Genomic DNA, 16,243 nt, shown 5'->3' with positions numbered 1-16,243 from the left:
CTATTCCTATTTCGTCGATGTGCTCAGTGCTGAGCGGTTCAGTTGATAAAAATGAACGCGTCGGCCTTCGGCAACCCCAAACGTGAGGCTGGGCTGATGCACGGAAATACGAAAAATGTCCGGAAACCCAGGCAGGTGCTCTATCGCTCGTTTTTCGGACAGGCTCCACAAGTACAAGTCGCCTGAAAGACCGAACATCAGGTCGGTTTCGGCAACGAAAACAAGCTCGCCTGCATTGCCGCGCGGAATGTTGGGTGGCGGATGCAGCATGTCCACTTTCATGCCTCGCTGGTTGAGCCAGAGCCATTCGGGCGGGTTCTCGATCTCGCCAAGCGCCGCGAAGTCCCTGTTCGCATCCCACACCCGACTGGGTGACATGCCGAAGGACACGAGCTTGCTGCCGTCGGCGCTGTAGGCCACGCCGTTCAGGGGCGTGGGGCTGAACAGGACTTTCTTGATGGCCTTGCGATCCAGATCGGCAACGACGATGGGGGTAGCCCCGCTGTTTGCGGGGAAACCAAACTGGGGAGCTTCTTTGAACAGTTGGGCCCCTTCAAGGGCCACTTCGGGTCGCGTAGGGTGACATGCCATCTTCCAATAGCCCCGGCGCTGGTCGGGTTTGTCAGCAAATGGGTGCGAAGCATTCAACTCGAAAGCGAGCCGCGCCGACGGCATGTCATGCACCTGAATGATCGCCTTTCGATGAACCGCCAGCTGATTCGCCCCGCCTGCGATCCAGCAAAATCCATCCTGCGCGCCTCCGTAGACGACTGACCCCGGCCCCTTGAGTTGTGCGATCTCCTTGTGCTGCTCGATGTCCCATACCCGAGCGAGGATGTAGCGATCCTTGTCCTGCTGCGCGGTCAGCTCCTCGGGATCTTCGTATCGCCGCGGAAACTTCGGCGCGCCGTCCTTTGTATCCAGGAAATCCTGGACGACCAGGTATTTGCCATCGGGGCTGAACAGCACTTCTTGGCCCGACAGATTGACGGGCCTGCGCGTGCTTGGCACCGAGAACACTGGCTTCTTCGTGTGCACATCCCACACTTCGACCACATCGCGCATGAAGTAGCCCACCGCCAGCAGCCGGCCGTCGGGATGCCAGGCCAACGACTGCACCGCGTAGGGCAGTTCCAGCACGCCCGTTTCTTCCATCACTGGCGTAGCGCGCGCGCTGCAACCGTTCACGAGCAGGAGCGCCAACGCCGCCATGCCGGCGAAAAAGGTTTTGATGGTCATGGGGTCGCCCCTGCTGCTGCTTCGCTTGCAACGTGCAGCGGCAAAGGCCATCGATCTGCTGGAATGGCCACAAAGCCCGGCGGTGGCAATGGCGAGCGGGTGAGCCCCAGCAGTTGGGCGGTGGTGAGTGTGGACGACATGATTTTTTCTACTCCCTGGTGTGTGTCACTTGCGCAGGGCGCTCAGCGCGCTGCGATTCAACTTGTAGATATGAATGAGCCGGTCATCCACGACAGCGAAGGTGTCGCTGGCCTGATGGGCCGCAATGCGCATAACGTCCGGAAAGGCGGGCAGGTGAACGATCGCGCGACGCTCCGTCAAGCTCCACAGGTACAGATCGCCCGAGAGCCCGAACATCAGGTCGGTGCCGGCCACGGGAACCAGCTTGCCCGCATTGCCGCGCGGAATGTTCGGCGGCGGACGCAGCATGTCCACTTTCATGCCTCGCTGGTTCAGCCACAGCCACTCGGGCGGATTCTCGATCTCGCCCAGCGCCGCGAAGTCCTTGTTCGCATCCCACACCCGAATGGGCGACATGCCGAAGGACACGAGCTTGCTGCCGTCGGCGCTGTAGGCCACGCCGTTCAGGGGCGTGGGGCTGAACAGGACTTTCCTGACGGCCTTGCGCTCCAGATCGGCAACAACGATGGCCGTTGCGCCCGTCCAGTTCGTCAAGCCAAACTTCTCCGCATCGCGAAAAAACTGCAGTGCCCCCAAAGAGACTTCATCGCGGATCGGGTTGCAACTCATCGTCTCGTAGGAGCGTCCAACTTCTGGCCGGTCGTTGAAGGGATGTGCAAGATCAAGTTCGCTTTCGAGCGCTCCAGATGGCAAGCCGTACACCGCGACGCCTGTCGCACGCAGTACGGCCAATGTGCTGCCGTTTGCCAGCACGCACATGGCCCTTGGTGTAACGCCGATGCGTCTTGTTCCCGGACCCTTGATCTGGGCCACTTCCCGCCGCTTGACAACGTCCCACACCCGCGCGAGCACATAGCGATCCTTGTCGTTTCGCGCTGCGATCTCCGCGGCCTCATCGATGCTTTCGGGGACCTTGAGTTCTCCATGCTTGATGTCCTGGTAGTCCTGGACGATCAGATGCTTGCCATCCGGACTGAATAGCACGTCCTGCCCCGAGCGATTCCCCGCCCAGCGCTTGCTTGGCACCGCGAACACTGGCTTATTCGTGTGCGCATCCCACACTTCGACCACATCGCGCATGAAGTAGCCCACCGCCAGCAGCCGGCCATCGGGATGCCACGCCAATGACTGGACCGTGTAGGGGAGCTCCAGCACGCCCGTTTCTTCCATCACTGGCGTAGCGCGCGCGCTGCAACCGTTCAGGAAGAGGAGAGCCAGCACCGCGATGCCGACGAAAAAGGCCTTGATGGCCATGCGGTCAGCCCCGCTACTTCTTCGCCAGCGACAACCAGCGGCAAAGGGCCATCGAGTTTCAGGCACGGCAACAAAGCCCGGCGGTGGCGATGGCGAGCGGGCGAGCCCCAGCAGTTGGGTGGTGGTGAGTGTGGACGACATGATTTTTTCTACTCCCTGGTGTGTCACTTGCGCAGAGCGCTCAGTGCGCTGCGATTCAACTTGTAGATATGGATGAGCCGGTCAGGGGTGTCACCGATCACCATTTGGCAAAGGTCTGACGTTCGCGATCACGCCGCAATGAAAGTGCGCAGTCTTTTTCATCCACCCTGTTCGAGAGCATGCCGTCCTTGCTCCGTTGCGTGGACAGGGACCTTGAATCGATGCTCACGCACCGAAGCCGTCCCCTTGATCTGCGCCGGCGCCATGCGCGCCCGCTCCTTGAAAACCTTGTCCTTGAAGAACCAGTTCTTGTGGGCCCGGATCGGCTTGCAGCCTTCATAGAAGATCAATTCCTCGTCGGCGGGCAGCTCCTTGATCTCCTGCGGCAGAAACAGCGCCCGACGCTCTTCGGTGTAGTTGGTCGAGACCTGGCTGGAGCCGCCGCCTCGGCTGGTGCTGCGGTGCTCCTTGCGGATGGTCCTGTAGCCCAGCATTTCGCTGTATTCGGCCGCATCGCTTTGCTCGCGTGGCGCAAACACGATCTGTGCACCGTGGTTGGTGATGAAGTTCTGTGCGTCGTTGTCGCCGTAGGCCGAGCGCAGTTGCGCGCGGCTTTGCACGATGCACAAGTCGCGCACGCCGTAGCTGGCCGAAATCGAGATACGCTTGGCCCACACATCCACGCGCCCCATGGCGGTGAATTCGTCCATCAGCATGAGCATCTGGTATTTCAGGTCCGGCTCGTCGCCCAGTTGCTTGGTGAGGTTGTTGCCGATCACGCTGCTGAAGAAGATGTTCAGCAGCTTGCCGCTTTCGTCGAGCTTGTTGGTCGGGATGTCGACATACAGCGTGGTCGGCCGTTTGCGGATGGCGGTAATGTCGAAGTCGGTCGCGTTGGTGGCAGCGGCCAGCACCGGACTGAGGAACTGCTGCAGCGGCGCCTGCATGGTGGCGATCACCGAGGAGAAGGTCTGCTCGGCCAGCCCCGCGAGGTTGCCAAAGACGGTGCGCGTTTGCACGCTGACGAAACTGGACTCTTGCGGGTTGTCCACGATTTCCTTGAGCATCGCCAGAGTGCCCCGGCCGTCGGTGCCGCTGGACAGGCGCAGGATGCGTTCAAGACTGGGAAAGTTCTCGTCGGTGTTGGGGTCCTGGGCGCGCCCGAGCATCCGCCCCCAGTGGTCCCATGCCTCGAACATGTAGGAGGCGAAGGCGGTGAAGGCGGCGCGGCTCTGGCTCGTCCAGAAGGGGTCTTTGCCGGGCTCGTCCGGGTAAAGAATGGCGGCGATGGTCTGGATTTCGCCGATGCGCTTGCCCGCATCCATGCCCACCAAGAGGGTGAAGGCGTTGAAGCGATGGGTCTTTCCCTGGTCGTCGTAGGGCGCCCACACATAGATGGTGTGACCTTGCGCTGCGCGCCAGCCGCTGGTGGCTTTGCGCAGTTCGCCTTTGAGGTCGAGCACGACCATCGAGTGCAGATACGACAACAGCACCGGGATGGCGATGCTGGTGGTCTTGCCTGAGCGGGTCGGACTGACGGTGATGACGTGCTGGGCGCCGCCGAGCCACAGATATTTGCCTTTGTACTTGCCGATGAGAATGCTTTGTGGGGTCTGCTCGAGCAGGCCGGCTGTCTTGAGATCGGCAAGTTCGGCGAAGCTGGCGTCGCCGTGCAGGGATTCGGCCTTGGCTCGAAAGAGCGGGATGAGCAATGCGGCCCAGCCCAGCAGTGGTACGCCGAAGCCTATGGCGCCGCTGAGCTTGATCTTGGCAGCGTAGGGTGCGTACTGCGGCAGGTCTGTCGCCTGAATGTATTGCCACCACGTGTTCCAGGCCAGCGGTGCATCTCGCAGATCGAGGATGAGCAGAACAAGGTAATTGGAGAGGAACCAGCCGCCTGCCAAGACCCCCAAAAGTGTCACCAACGCGATAAGTATCTTGCTTGTGCTCATATCCTGCGCCATCTCCCCATTGATAAGGAAAGATTTATACAAGGCGGGGCAGCCTCAGCAGGTTGTGCAATAGGCCGCCGTACATAAGGCTGCGGCGCTGCTGCCAAATTCTTCATGGAAAGCACGACTGACTGAGTGGTCGCTGCTACCCCTTGCTCGCGTCTTCGCGCGCTAGATGCCCAGCGGCAGCCGCGCGCTGCTCTTCACTTCTTCCATTACCGCGTAGGTGCGTGTTTCGCGCACGCCGGGCAGTTGCCACAGCACCGTGCCCGCGAAATCGCGGTACGCCGCCATGTCGGCCATGCGGGTCTTGAGCAGGTAGTCGAAGCCGCCCGCGACCATGTGGCACTCCATGATTTCGTCGCGTACCTGCACGGCGGCCTTGAACTGGTCGAACACGTTGGGGGTGGTGCGGTCGAGCAGTATTTCCACGAACACCGTGAGGCCGCGCCCGAGCTTGTGCGGATCGAGCCGCGCCTCGTAACCTTGAATGAAGCCGTCGCGCGTGAGCCGCTGCACCCGGGCCAGCACCGCGGTGGGCGAGAGCGCCACCGCCTCCGCCAATTTGAGGTTGGTGATGCGGCCATCTTCCTGAAGAATCTTCAGCAGCCGGAGATCGATGCGATCCAGATCCAGGTCGGGCATTGGTGAATTATCCGGTTTGACTATTGTTTTTTGGCAAAAGATTCGGCCTATATCCAAAGACCATAGGAGATAGAACCAAGGAACTGCCATGCACCTGCCCACCCCCTACCGCCAAGAAGCGGATGTCGTCTCGCACAGGCTCGCCTCCCTCGAAGGCGCACTCGACTGGGCTGCGGCGGCGACTGCCGCCAGGCCTTGGGTGGAGGCGGTGCGCCGGCATCCACCGCCGTTCTGGGCCATGGAAAGCCTGCTGCGCGAGTACCCGATTTCCAGCGCCGAGGGCCTGGCGCTCATGCGCCTGGCCGAGGCACTGCTTCGCGTGCCCGACGCCGCCACGGCCATCGCGCTCACGGCCGATCAGCTGGGCCGCGCCGATTTCGAAGGCACGGCCGATTCGACGCTGTCGCGCCTGTCTTCCGCCGCCATCGCGATGTCGAAGAAGTTCCTGCCCGAAGGCGACCACCCGCCCGGCCTCATGGCCAAGCTCGGCGCGCGCACGGTGGTGGCCGCCACGCTGCGCGCGGTGCAACTGCTGGGGCGCCAGTTCGTGCTGGGCCAGACCATTGCAGAGGCCATGGACGAGGCCCGCTCGGCGCACCGCAAGCAGGACGCGCTGCGCTTCAGCTACGACATGCTCGGCGAAGGCGCGCGTACCGATGCCGACGCGCTGCGCTACCTCGACAGCTACACGCACGCCATCGGCGCCATTGCGGCCGGTGCCGATGCGGCGCGTGCGCCCGAGCACAACGACGGCATTTCCATCAAGCTCAGCGCGCTGCATCCGCGCTACGAATATGCGCAGAGCGAGCGCGTGATGCGCGAACTGGTGCCGCGCGTATGGCAGCTGTGCGAGCTTGCGGCGGCTGCCAACCTCAACCTCACCATCGATGCCGAAGAGGTCGACAGGCTCGAGCTTTCGCTCGATGTGTTCGAGGCGCTGGCCGCGCGCGTGGCCGCCGAACAGCCGCAGTGGCGCGGCTTTGGCCTTGCGCTGCAGGCCTACCAGACGCGCGCGCTCGAACTCATCGAGCATGTCACGTCGGTGGCGCGCAAACACGGCCTGCGGCTGATGTGCCGCCTGGTGAAGGGCGCCTACTGGGACGCCGAGATCAAGCGCGCGCAGGAGCTCGGCCTGCCGCACTACCCGGTCTTCACGCACAAGCACCACAGCGACATCAGCTACCTGGCCTGCGCGCGCGCGCTGCTCTCGGCGCCCGACGCGATCTATCCGCAGTTCGCCACGCACAACGCGGGCACCATCGCGGCCATCCTGCAAATGGCCGAGGCGGCCCAGGCACCCTTCGAACTGCAGCGCCTGCATGGCATGGGCGAGGGCGTCTACCGCGAAGTGATGAAGAGCACCGCCGCGCCGGTGCGCGTGTATGCGCCGGTGGGCCAGCACAAGGACTTGCTCGCCTACCTCGTGCGGCGCCTGCTCGAGAACGGCGCCAATTCATCGTTCGTGAACCAGCTGGGCGACGAAGACGTGGACATCGATGAGCTGCTCATGTCCCCGCTCTGGCTCGAACCGACGAACCCCGCCTTGCCGCTGCCGCCGGCGCTCTTCGGCCCGCCGCCTGCGCGGCGCAACAGCGAGGGTGTGGACCTTGCCGTCGCGTCGATGCGCGCGCCGCTGCTTGCGGCGCTGGATGCCACCGCCGTACCCCGGGTCGCGGAGTTCGATGCCGCCAGTGCGGCGAGGGCCGTTGCCGCCAGCGCCGCTTCCTTCCGCAGCTGGCGCAAGACGCCGGTCGAGGCCCGCGCCGCCATGCTGCGCCAGGCCGCCGATGCACTGCAGCGCGAGCTGCCGCGCTTCTGCGCGCTGCTGGTGAAAGAGGCGTTCAAGACCTGGGGCGATGCGGTGGCCGAAGTGCGCGAGGCCATCGATTTCTTGCGCTACTACGCAGACGAAGCCGAACGCATCATGCAGCCCGTGGCGCTGCCCGGCCCCACGGGCGAGAGCAACGAACTGCGGCTCACCGCGCGCGGCCCCTGGGTGTGCATCAGCCCGTGGAATTTTCCGCTCGCAATCTTCATGGGCCAGGTGGCGGCCGCGCTTGCCACCGGCAACACGGTGCTGGCCAAGCCGGCCGAGCAGACGCCCGCCGTAGCGCTCGAAGCCGTGAAGCTGCTGCACGCCGCCGGCGTGCCGGCCGATGCGCTGCAACTGCTGCACGGATCCGGTGAAACGGTGGGCGCCGCGCTGGTCGCCGCGCCGGGTGTGGCAGGCGTGGTGTTCACCGGGTCGACGCAGGTGGCGCGCATCATTCACCGCGCGCTTGCGGCAAAGGAGGGCCCCATCGTGCCGCTGATTGCGGAGACCGGCGGCATCAACGCGATGCTGGTCGACTCGAGCGCGCTGCCCGAGCAGGTGGTCGATGCCGTGGTGCAGAGCGCGTTCCGTTCGGCTGGGCAGCGCTGCTCGGCGTTGCGGCTGCTGGTGCTGCACGACGCCATTGCCGACGCGGTGATCGAAATGATCCGCGGCGCGGCGGGGGAGCTGGTGGCCGGCGACCCGGCGCTGCTGTCGACCGATGTGGGCCCGGTGATCGACAGCGAAGCGGCCGACAACATCCGGCGCCATTTGAAGCGGCTGGATTCGGAGGCAAAACGTCTTCTCGCGCCGGCTTCTTCTTCAACAGATGCGGAAGGCAACCTGATTGCGCCGCAGGCCTATGAGGTGTCTTCCATCGAAAGCGTGACCAGCGAGATATTCGGCCCGGTGCTGCAGATTGCGCGATGGGGCCACGGCGCGCTGAGCGAACCTGCGGAGGTGATCGAGCGCATCAACGCGCTGGGCTACGGCCTCACGCTCGGCATCCAGACCCGCATCGATTCGCGCGCCCAGGCGCTGGCCTCGCGTGCGCACGTGGGCAACATCTATGTGAACCGCAACATCATCGGCGCGGTGGTCGGCGTGCAGCCCTTCGGCGGCGAAGGGCTGAGCGGCACCGGGCCCAAGGCCGGCGGGCCGCACTACCTGTACCGGTTTTGCGCCGAGCAGACGGTCACGGTCAACACCACGGCGGCCGGCGGCAATGCCGCGCTGCTGAGCGCTGTTGCATAGCGCGGAGGAACGAGCGCCTTGGTCAAACCTCTCTTGCATAACCGCCATCGCCGCGCGCATAAGCCATGGCGCGCCGGGCGCGAGAGGTCTATCGTTGCGGCCATCCGTTCAAACCAAGGGTTCTCTCATGAGTGAAAAGCTCTCCTTCGTCAATCCGACCGCCAACAGCCCCTGGGGCACGTACCTCTCGCAGGTCGACCGCGTGGTGCCGTATCTCGGCCCGCTGGCCCGCTGGGTCGAAACGCTCAAGCGCCCCAAGCGCGCGCTGATCGTCGACGTGCCGATCGAGATGGACGACGGCACCATCGCCCACTTCGAGGGCTACCGCGTGCAGCACAACATGAGCCGCGGCCCGGGCAAGGGCGGCGTGCGCTTCCACCCCGATGTCACGCTGGAAGAAGTGATGGCGCTCTCGGCCTGGATGACCATCAAGACCGCGGCGGTCAACCTGCCGTACGGCGGTGCCAAGGGCGGCATCCGCGTCGATCCGAAGAAGCTCTCGCTGCAGGAGCTCGAGAAGGTCACGCGCCGCTACACCAGCGAGATCGGCATCATCATCGGCCCGCACACCGACATTCCCGCGCCCGACGTGAACACCAACGCGCAGATCATGGCGTGGATGATGGACACCTACTCCATGAACACCGGCGGTACCGCCACCGGCGTGGTCACCGGCAAGCCGCTGCACCTGGGCGGCTCGCTGGGCCGCGTCAAGGCCACCGGCCGGGGCGTCTTCGTCACCGGCCGCGAAGCGGCGCGCCGCCTCGGCATGGACCTGCGCGGCGCGCGCATCGCGGTGCAGGGCTTTGGCAACGTGGGCTCGGTCGCGGCCGAACTCTTTGCGGAAGCGGGCGCCAAGATCGTCGCGGTGCAGGACCACACCGGCACCATCGTCAACAGCAACGGCCTCGATCTTTCGAAGCTGATTCCGGTGGCCAACAAGGAAGGCGTCATCGCCTTCAAGGGCGGCGACGTGGTGCCCAACGAAGCCTTCTGGGACACCGCCTGCGACATCCTGATTCCGGCCGCGCTCGAAGGCCAGATCACCGCCGAGCGCGCGCAGAAGACCACGGCCAAGCTGGTGCTCGAAGGCGCCAACGGCCCCACCGTGCCCACGGCCGACGACATCCTGGCCGAGCGCGGCGTGCTGGTGGTGCCCGACGTGATCTGCAACGCCGGCGGCGTGACGGTGAGTTATTTCGAATGGGTGCAGGACTTCTCGTCCTTCTTCTGGGACGAGGACGAGATCAACGTGCGCCTGGACCGCATCATGATGAACGCGCTCAACCAGATCTGGGACACGGCCGACAAGCACAAGATCTCGCTGCGCACTGCGACCTATGCGGTGGCTTGCGAGCGCATTCTCATGGCTCGCCAGGAACGCGGTTTGTATCCCTGATTCTCGAAGCGAAGGAGGGTTGTACGCTTGGGGGATGAGCACCATCCCCGCGCAAGAACATCCCTCCATTCCCGCCGACAGCCTGTCCCGCCTGCAAGCCCTGATGGCCGGCGGGCAGCGCAAGCTCCTGGGGCTGGTCGGCGCGCCGGGCGCGGGCAAGTCCACGCTCGCGCTGGCGCTGCTCCAAGCGGTGGGCCCGGGCCGCGCGCAAGTCGTGCCCATGGATGGTTTTCACCTGGCCAACGTCGAGCTGCAACGGCTCGGCCGCGCCGATCGCAAGGGCGCCCCCGATACCTTCGACAGCGCTGGCTACGTGGCGCTGCTTCAGCGGCTGCGCGAGCAGCGGACGGACGATCCGATCGTCTACGCCCCCGAGTTCCGCCGCGAGATCGAGGAGCCGATCGCTGGCGCCATCGCGGTGCTGCCAGAGACGCAACTGGTCATCACCGAGGGCAACTATCTCCTGCATGACGACGGCCCCTGGGCCGGTGCAGCGGCCATGCTCGACGAGGTCTGGTACGTCGACATCGACGATGCGGTGCGCGAGGAGCGTTTGCAAAAGCGCCACCAGCAGTTCGGCCGCAGCGCCGAGGCCGCGCGCGACTGGGTGGCCCGAACCGATGCGCCCAATGCCCGGCTGATTGCCGCGACGCGCGTGCGTGCGCACCACGTGCTGCACTGGTCCTGAAAAATTCTTGCGCCGCGTTGGGAACGCCGGCGCTCGACGATGCTCGAAACCTCGCCGGCGGAGACGCCGGTTAGGATTCGCCGCGCCATGATCATGCCCCTTCGCTTCTCTTCTGCCTTTTCCGTTCTTCGCACGCCCGTTCTTGTCCTCGGCCTGTTGTCGGCCCTTCTGCTCGCCGGCTGCGGCAGCAGCCCGCGCCGGGTGTCGTACGAAACCGAGGAGTTCGACTCCACCACCACCCACACACGCACCTACGCCGCCACCGAGGCCCAGACCTGCGAGGCCGCGCGCCGCGCCCTGCTGAGCCAGGGCTACATGATCAACGCGGCCAACACCGACCTGGTGACGGGCCGCAAGAGCTTCCAGCCGGCGGCCGAGGTGCATGTGGAAGTGGAGTTTCGGGTGGTGTGCGCCCGCGAAGGCGGCAAGTCCGGCAAGCGGAGCACCGTGGCCTTTGCCACCGCGCTGCAAGACCGCTACGGCATCAAGAAGGTCAACAACTCGGCCAGCCTGGGCGTGGGCGCCATCGGCTCGCTCTCCCTGCCCTTTGCGGGCAGCGACGACGCCATGGTCAAGGTGGCGAGCGAAACCCTCACGGACGAGCTGTTCTACGACCGCTTCTTTGCGCTGCTCGACCGCTTTCTGGAAGGCCAGGGCGGCGAAGAACCCGAGGCACCCAGCGTGGCACCCGAAGCGCCGCGGCCGGCCGCGCCGCTGAACCCCGGAGCACCCGCCACCACCTTTCCGGTGAAGCCGGTGCCCAGCCCGGGCTGATTGCGGGCCGGGAAGGTCAGCGCACCAGCGTCGACTTTCCGAACAGGCTCTCGATCAGCTCAACCGCCACTTCGCCGGTCTGGTTGCGCACGTCGAGCGCCGGGTTGAGCTCCACCACGTCGAGCGAGCCGAGCCGGCCGGTGTCGGCAATCATCTCCATGCACAGCTGCATCTCTCGGTAGGTGGGGCCGCCGCGCACGCCGGTGCCTACGCCGGGCGCAATGTTCGGGTCGAGGCAGTCGAGGTCGAAGCTCACGTGCAGGTGGGTGTCTTCGTCCACGTCCTGCAGCGCCTCGGTCATGGTGGTGCGCATGCCATGCTCGTCGATGTGGCGCATGTCGAACACGTTGAGCCCCAGCGTGCGAATGGCTTCCTTCTCGTCGGTATCGACGCTGCGGATGCCGATGAAGCGGATGGCGTCGTGCTCCAGCGCCGCTCGCTCGCCGCTCCAGCCGGTGAGCACCGCGGGCCCGTGGCCCAGCAGGCACGACACCGGCATGCCGTGCAGGTTGCCGCTCGGGCTGGTGGTTTCGGTGTTCACGTCGGAGTGCGCGTCCAGCCACAGCACGCGCAGCTTCTTGCCGCGCTTGCGCGCATGCCAGGCCACGGCGCTGATGGAGCCGATGGCCAGGCAGTGGTCGCCGCCCATCATGAGCGGCACATGGCCAAGGCCCAGCGCCGTGTCGACCGCGGCATACACCGAGCGGTTCCACGCAATCACTTCGTCCAGGTGGCGCAGGCCGTTGGCCGGTGCGGTCCACGGCGTAGCCGGGCCCGCGAGGTTGCCGCGGTCGAGCACCGCAAAGCCCTGCCGCGCCAGCGCCTCCGGCAGGCCGGCCACGCGCAGGGCGTCGGGCCCCATGCCGGCGCCGCGCACGCTGGCGCCGATGTCGGTGGGTGCGCCGATCAGTTCGAGGGTGATGCCGTTGCCGTTGCTCATGTCGATGGCCCGATGTGCTTCCACAGGTAGGCGTAGCCCAAGGCGTCCATGAAGGCGGACTCCTTGTTGTCCGTTGCCGCGCTGTGGCCGCCTTCCATGTTCTCGTAGAAGCTGGCGTCGTAGCCCATGGCGGCCAGCTTTGCGTACATCTTGCGCGCATGCACCGGCCCCACGCGGTCGTCGCGGGTCGATGTGGTGAAGAGCGCGGGCGGGTAGGGCTGGCCCTTCTTCGCGTTCTCGTACGGCGAGAAGGCCTTGATCCACGCCCATTCCTCCGGCTGGTCGGGGTCGCCGTATTCGGCAATCCACGAGGCGCCGGCCGACAGGTGCGTGTAGCGCTTCATGTCGAGCAGCGCCACCTCGCTCACGATGGCGCCGTAGAGCTGCGGGTACAGCGTGAGCATGTTGCCCATCAGCAGGCCGCCGTTGCTGCCGCCCATCGCGCCCAGATGCCGAGGCGAGGTGATGTTGCGCGCGATCAGGTGCTCTGAAACGGCCGCGAAGTCTTCGCAGGTGCGCAGGCGGTTCTCTTGCAATGCGGCCTGGTGCCAGCGCGGGCCGTACTCGCCGCCGCCGCGGATGTTGGCGACCACGTACACGCCGCCCTGCTCGAGCCATGCGCGGCCAATGGCGCCGCTGTAGCTGGGCTGCAGCGAGATCTCGAAGCCGCCGTAGGCGTATTGCAGCGTCGGGTTCTTGCCGTTGGCCTGCAGGTTCTTCGGTGCGATTTCGAAATACGGCGCGCGCGTGCCGTCCTTCGATGTGGCGAAGTGCTGGCTCACGCGGTAGCGCGACGCGTCGAAGAAGCCGGGGCTGTCTTTCAGCGGCTCGGGCCCGCCCTTGCCGATGGTGCCCATGTACAGCGTGGTCGGCTGCAGGAACCCGCTCACGGTCAGAAAATAGTCGTCGTTCTCATCTTCGTCGATGCCGCCGGCCGCAATGGTCGAAAGCTCGGGCGCGCCGCCCAGGCTCTCGCGCTTCCATTCGCCGGCTTGCGGGGTGAGCACTTCGAGCTTGTTCACCACGTCGTGCATCACGTTGAGAATCAGGTGGTGGCGGGTCCACGAATGGTCATCGAGCGCGGTGGTGTCATTGGGCTCGAACAGCACGGTGAGCTCGCGCTTGCCGGCCATGAAGTCGTCGAACTTCGCGGCCAGCAGCGAGCCCGGCTTGTAGGTGGCGCCGCCCACGGTCCAGGGGCTGCGCGGCTCGACCAGCATCCACTCGCGCGTGACCTCGGTGTTCGAATCGTCGGGCACGTCGATCTTCACAAGCCGGCCGTCGGCATGGCGCAGCCAGGTTTCGCTGTCGTAGAAGTCCATCTGGCGCGAGACGAAGTCGCGTTCGAAGCCCGGCGTGTTGTCGCGCCAGGCGCTCACGGTCATGTCGTCGGCGCTGCCTTCGTACACGGTCAACGCGCTTTCGAGCGGCGTGCCGCGCTTCCATTCCTTGACGATGCGCGGATAGCTTGAACTGGTCATCGAACCCGGGCCGAAATCGGTGGCCACATAAAGATGGTCGATGTCCTTCCACGCCACGTTGCTCTTGGCCTCGGGCAGCGTGAAGCCGCCGTCGACAAACTGCTTGAGCTCCAGATCGAACTCGCGCACCACGTTGGCATCGGCGCCGCCGCGCGAGAGCGAAACCAGGCAGCGCTTGTATTCGGGCTGCAGGCATTGCGCGCCGTGCCACACCCAGTTCTCCTTGTCGGCTTCGGCCAGCGCGTCGAGGTCGATCACGGTTTCCCAGGCGGGCTGCGGCTTGCGGTATTCGGCCAGCGTGGTGCGCCGCCAGAGGCCCTTGGGGTTCTTCTTGTCGCGCCAGAAGTTGTAGAACAGCGGGCCGATCTTGCGCACCATCGGAATGCGGTCGTCCGAGTCGAGCACTTCGAGAATGCCTTTCTCCAGCCGTTCGAAGGCGGGCGACTGTGCGTAGTGCTGCATGGTCTTCGCGTTGTGCTGCCGGGCCCATTCGAGCTGTTCGCCGCCGTCGATGTCTTCGAGCCACAGGAACTCGTCGGTCTGCATGGAAGAAGAAGTTGAGGTCATGGCCGCAGTGTACGAATCCGGTGTGAAAGAAGGCATGTCCCTGGCAGCCCGTCGGGAGCTATTGAATTCATAGCGCAATGCATGAGGGGCTCGGGACAAACCCGCGTTCGGCGGATTCGCCCCTGTTCGCGGGGCTGCCCACGGGTATCCTGCCGAACGGCGCCTGCGCACACAAGGAGACATGTCACATGAAACACCTGAGCGGTCTTGATGCCACCTTCCTGCATCTGGAAACCCCCGAGATGCCGATGCACGTGGGCTCGCTCAACGTGCTCGACCTGCCCCAGGGCTACAAGGGCGACTTCTACGAAGACGCCAAGCAGTTCATGGCCAGCCGCATCCACCTGGCCGACGTGTTCACGCGCAAGCTCGCGCTCATGCCCTTCGACATGACCAACCCGGTGTGGGTGGAAGACGACGACATCGACATCGACTACCACGTGCGCCACATCACGCTGCCCAAGCCCGGCACCAACCGGCAGCTGCAGCAATACGTAGCGCGGCTGCACTCCACGCTCATCGACCGCAGCCGCCCGATGTGGGAGTTCTTCATCATCGACGGGCTCAAGAGCGGCCAGGTGGCGCTGTACACCAAGGTGCACCATGCGGGCATCGACGGGCAGGCCGGCGTGGCGCTCGGCAAGGCCATCTTCGACCTGGAGGCGACGGGGCGCGTGGTGAAGCCGCCGCGCGCACGCCCGCGCAGCAGCGGCTACCAGCTAGGCATGGCCGAGCTCGCGACCGCGGCGCTGCGCAACACGGCGCAGCAGTACGTCAAGCTCTTCAAGATGGCACCGGCCATTGCAAGGGCGCTCGGCGGCCTGGCCAAGCCCGACGAAAAGGCGGCCGAGAAAGACGTTGCCACCGCGCCGAAGAAGTTCAACCTCTTTGCGCCGCGCACCTCGCTGAACGTGTCGATCACCAACCAGCGCACGTTTGCAGGCCGCACCATCTCGCTGGCCGAGACCAAGCACATTGCCAAGCACTTCGGCGTGTCGCTCAACGACGTGGTCATGGCCACGGTGGCGGGCGCGCTGCGCCACTACCTGGCCGACAACAACGAACTGCCCGCCAAGCCGCTGGTGGCCGGCGTGCCCGTGAGCCTGCGCGAAGCCGGCGACGACACGGCCAACAACCAGGCCAGCATGATCCTGGTGAGCCTGGCCACCGACATCACCGACCCGGTGCAGCGGCTGAAGGCCATCAACGCGTCGTCGAACGCGTCGAAGTCGACGATGAACCGCTTCAAGGCCATGATCCTCGACGACTTTCCGACCTTCGCGGCGCCCTGGCTGGTGTCGGGCATCGCGTCGATGGTCGGCCGCTCGGGGCTCGTGAACCTGCTGCCGCCGGCGGCCAACGTGGCCATTTCGAATGTGGCGGGCGCGCCGTTCCCCATGTACTTTGCGGGCGCACTGGTCACCAGCTACTACCCGGTGTCGATTGCGAGCCACGGCACTGCCCTGAACGTGACGGTGCAGAGCTACAACGGGCGCATGGACTACGGCCTCATCGCCTGTCGACGGGCGGTGCCCGACATCACCGAGATCGGCGACTACATGCTGGCCGAGCACAAGCTGCTGATGGACCTGACGCAGACGCATCCGGCGGCTGCGGGTGCTGCGCCCGCGAAGGCTGCGGCTGCCCCTGAGCCGACGCCCGTCGTGAAGGCTGCGGCCAAGCCCGCTGCGAAGGCTGCCCCGAAGGCCGTGCCCAAGCCGGCGGCAAAAAAGGTGGCAGTGAAGAAGCCGGCGGCGGCGAAGACAATCGCTGCCAAGGCCCCCGCCAGGAAGGCGCCAATCAAGACGGCCCCGGGCAAGGCCGCGCCCCGCAAGCCCGTCGCACCGGCCAAGCGCGCCAGGGTGGCTGCTGCGGCATGATGATCGGCAGGCCCTTGGCCGGAAATTGGGGCAGTTGGACTAGGTTTCCCACAGTTCTAGCTTTTCAGGCCTAGG

11 protein-coding genes are annotated in these 16,243 nt (G+C 65.3%); 5 read left to right on the top strand and 6 right to left on the bottom strand.

From position 1 onward, the window contains the following. Positions 1-6 precede the first annotated feature (6 nt). From EJI00_RS19075 to EJI00_RS19060, 4 genes are all read right to left on the bottom strand, one after another. The gene (locus EJI00_RS19075) at positions 7-1,239 is read right to left on the bottom strand and encodes a WD40 repeat domain-containing protein (RefSeq protein ID WP_126749068.1); all 1,233 of its coding nucleotides are present in this window, start codon (positions 1,237-1,239) and stop codon (positions 7-9) included. 165 nt (positions 1,240-1,404) lie between these two features. Then, on the bottom strand, positions 1,405-2,775 hold the full coding sequence (locus EJI00_RS19070) for a WD40 repeat domain-containing protein (protein ID WP_126749067.1): 1,371 nt from the start codon (positions 2,773-2,775) through the stop codon (positions 1,405-1,407). A 158-nt stretch (positions 2,776-2,933) separates the two neighbouring features. Beyond that, entirely contained in the window at positions 2,934-4,727 is a 1,794-nt protein-coding gene (locus EJI00_RS19065; RefSeq protein ID WP_126749066.1) for a type IV secretory system conjugative DNA transfer family protein, read from the bottom strand. Between the two features lie 171 nt (positions 4,728-4,898). After that, positions 4,899-5,372 (bottom strand): Lrp/AsnC ligand binding domain-containing protein, encoded by a 474-nt coding sequence (locus EJI00_RS19060; RefSeq protein WP_126749065.1) that lies wholly within the window; start codon positions 5,370-5,372, stop codon positions 4,899-4,901. 88 nt (positions 5,373-5,460) lie between these two features. Here EJI00_RS19060 and EJI00_RS19055 point away from each other — a divergent pair, with 88 nt between their 5' ends. The 4 genes from EJI00_RS19055 to EJI00_RS19040 all read left to right on the top strand — a co-directional run bounded on the left by EJI00_RS19055 (position 5,461) and on the right by EJI00_RS19040 (position 11,300). Then, positions 5,461-8,439, top strand: a complete 2,979-nt coding sequence (locus EJI00_RS19055; RefSeq protein WP_126749064.1) for an L-glutamate gamma-semialdehyde dehydrogenase — start codon at positions 5,461-5,463, stop codon at positions 8,437-8,439. 127 nt (positions 8,440-8,566) lie between these two features. Further along, the gene (locus EJI00_RS19050) at positions 8,567-9,838 is read left to right on the top strand and encodes a Glu/Leu/Phe/Val family dehydrogenase (RefSeq protein ID WP_126749063.1); all 1,272 of its coding nucleotides are present in this window, start codon (positions 8,567-8,569) and stop codon (positions 9,836-9,838) included. A 34-nt stretch (positions 9,839-9,872) separates the two neighbouring features. Further along, entirely contained in the window at positions 9,873-10,526 is a 654-nt protein-coding gene (locus EJI00_RS19045) for a nucleoside/nucleotide kinase family protein (RefSeq protein ID WP_126749062.1), read from the top strand. A 93-nt stretch (positions 10,527-10,619) separates the two neighbouring features. Then, positions 10,620-11,300: a DUF2242 domain-containing protein gene (locus tag EJI00_RS19040; protein ID WP_126749147.1), complete on the top strand. Its 681-nt coding sequence runs from the start codon at positions 10,620-10,622 to the stop codon at positions 11,298-11,300. 16 nt (positions 11,301-11,316) lie between these two features. Here the strand turns inward: EJI00_RS19040 and rocF are convergent, their stop codons facing one another. Together rocF and EJI00_RS19030 are read right to left on the bottom strand one after the other, a co-directional pair. After that, on the bottom strand, positions 11,317-12,240 hold the full coding sequence (rocF, locus tag EJI00_RS19035) for an arginase (RefSeq protein ID WP_126749061.1): 924 nt from the start codon (positions 12,238-12,240) through the stop codon (positions 11,317-11,319). Further along, positions 12,237-14,288 (bottom strand): prolyl oligopeptidase family serine peptidase, encoded by a 2,052-nt coding sequence (locus EJI00_RS19030; protein WP_260590779.1) that lies wholly within the window; start codon positions 14,286-14,288, stop codon positions 12,237-12,239. Before EJI00_RS19030 ends, rocF begins: the two co-directional genes overlap by 4 nt. Positions 14,289-14,476: 188 nt before the next feature. On the opposite strand from EJI00_RS19030, the gene EJI00_RS19025 reads away from it, so the two are divergent. Next, on the top strand, positions 14,477-16,168 hold the full coding sequence (locus EJI00_RS19025; protein WP_126749059.1) for a WS/DGAT/MGAT family O-acyltransferase: 1,692 nt from the start codon (positions 14,477-14,479) through the stop codon (positions 16,166-16,168). The last annotated feature ends 75 nt before the right edge of the window (positions 16,169-16,243 follow it).

The sequence above is a fragment of the Variovorax sp. DXTD-1 genome (assembly GCF_003984625.1).
Classification (GTDB): Bacteria; Pseudomonadota; Gammaproteobacteria; order Burkholderiales; family Burkholderiaceae_C; genus Variovorax.
Note: the sequence above shows the minus strand (reverse complement) of the source record. Positions and strands in the feature narration are given on the sequence as shown.

Bases quoted from the DNA above. Each gene is read 5' to 3' on its own strand.
- EJI00_RS19040 (WP_126749147.1), top strand. From the start codon at position 10,620: ATGCCCCTTCGCTTCTCTTCTGCCTTTTCCGTTCTTCGCACGCCCGTT.
- EJI00_RS19065 (WP_126749066.1), bottom strand. From the start codon at position 4,727: ATGAGCACAAGCAAGATACTTATCGCGTTGGTGACACTTTTGGGGGTC.
- EJI00_RS19050 (WP_126749063.1), top strand. From the start codon at position 8,567: ATGAGTGAAAAGCTCTCCTTCGTCAATCCGACCGCCAACAGCCCCTGG.
- EJI00_RS19055 (WP_126749064.1), top strand. From the start codon at position 5,461: ATGCACCTGCCCACCCCCTACCGCCAAGAAGCGGATGTCGTCTCGCAC.
- EJI00_RS19025 (WP_126749059.1), top strand. From the start codon at position 14,477: ATGAAACACCTGAGCGGTCTTGATGCCACCTTCCTGCATCTGGAAACC.
- EJI00_RS19075 (WP_126749068.1), bottom strand. From the start codon at position 1,239: ATGACCATCAAAACCTTTTTCGCCGGCATGGCGGCGTTGGCGCTCCTG.
- EJI00_RS19070 (WP_126749067.1), bottom strand. From the start codon at position 2,775: ATGTCGTCCACACTCACCACCACCCAACTGCTGGGGCTCGCCCGCTCG.
- EJI00_RS19060 (WP_126749065.1), bottom strand. From the start codon at position 5,372: ATGCCCGACCTGGATCTGGATCGCATCGATCTCCGGCTGCTGAAGATT.
- rocF (WP_126749061.1), bottom strand. From the start codon at position 12,240: ATGAGCAACGGCAACGGCATCACCCTCGAACTGATCGGCGCACCCACC.
- EJI00_RS19030 (WP_260590779.1), bottom strand. From the start codon at position 14,288: ATGACCTCAACTTCTTCTTCCATGCAGACCGACGAGTTCCTGTGGCTC.
- EJI00_RS19045 (WP_126749062.1), top strand. From the start codon at position 9,873: ATGAGCACCATCCCCGCGCAAGAACATCCCTCCATTCCCGCCGACAGC.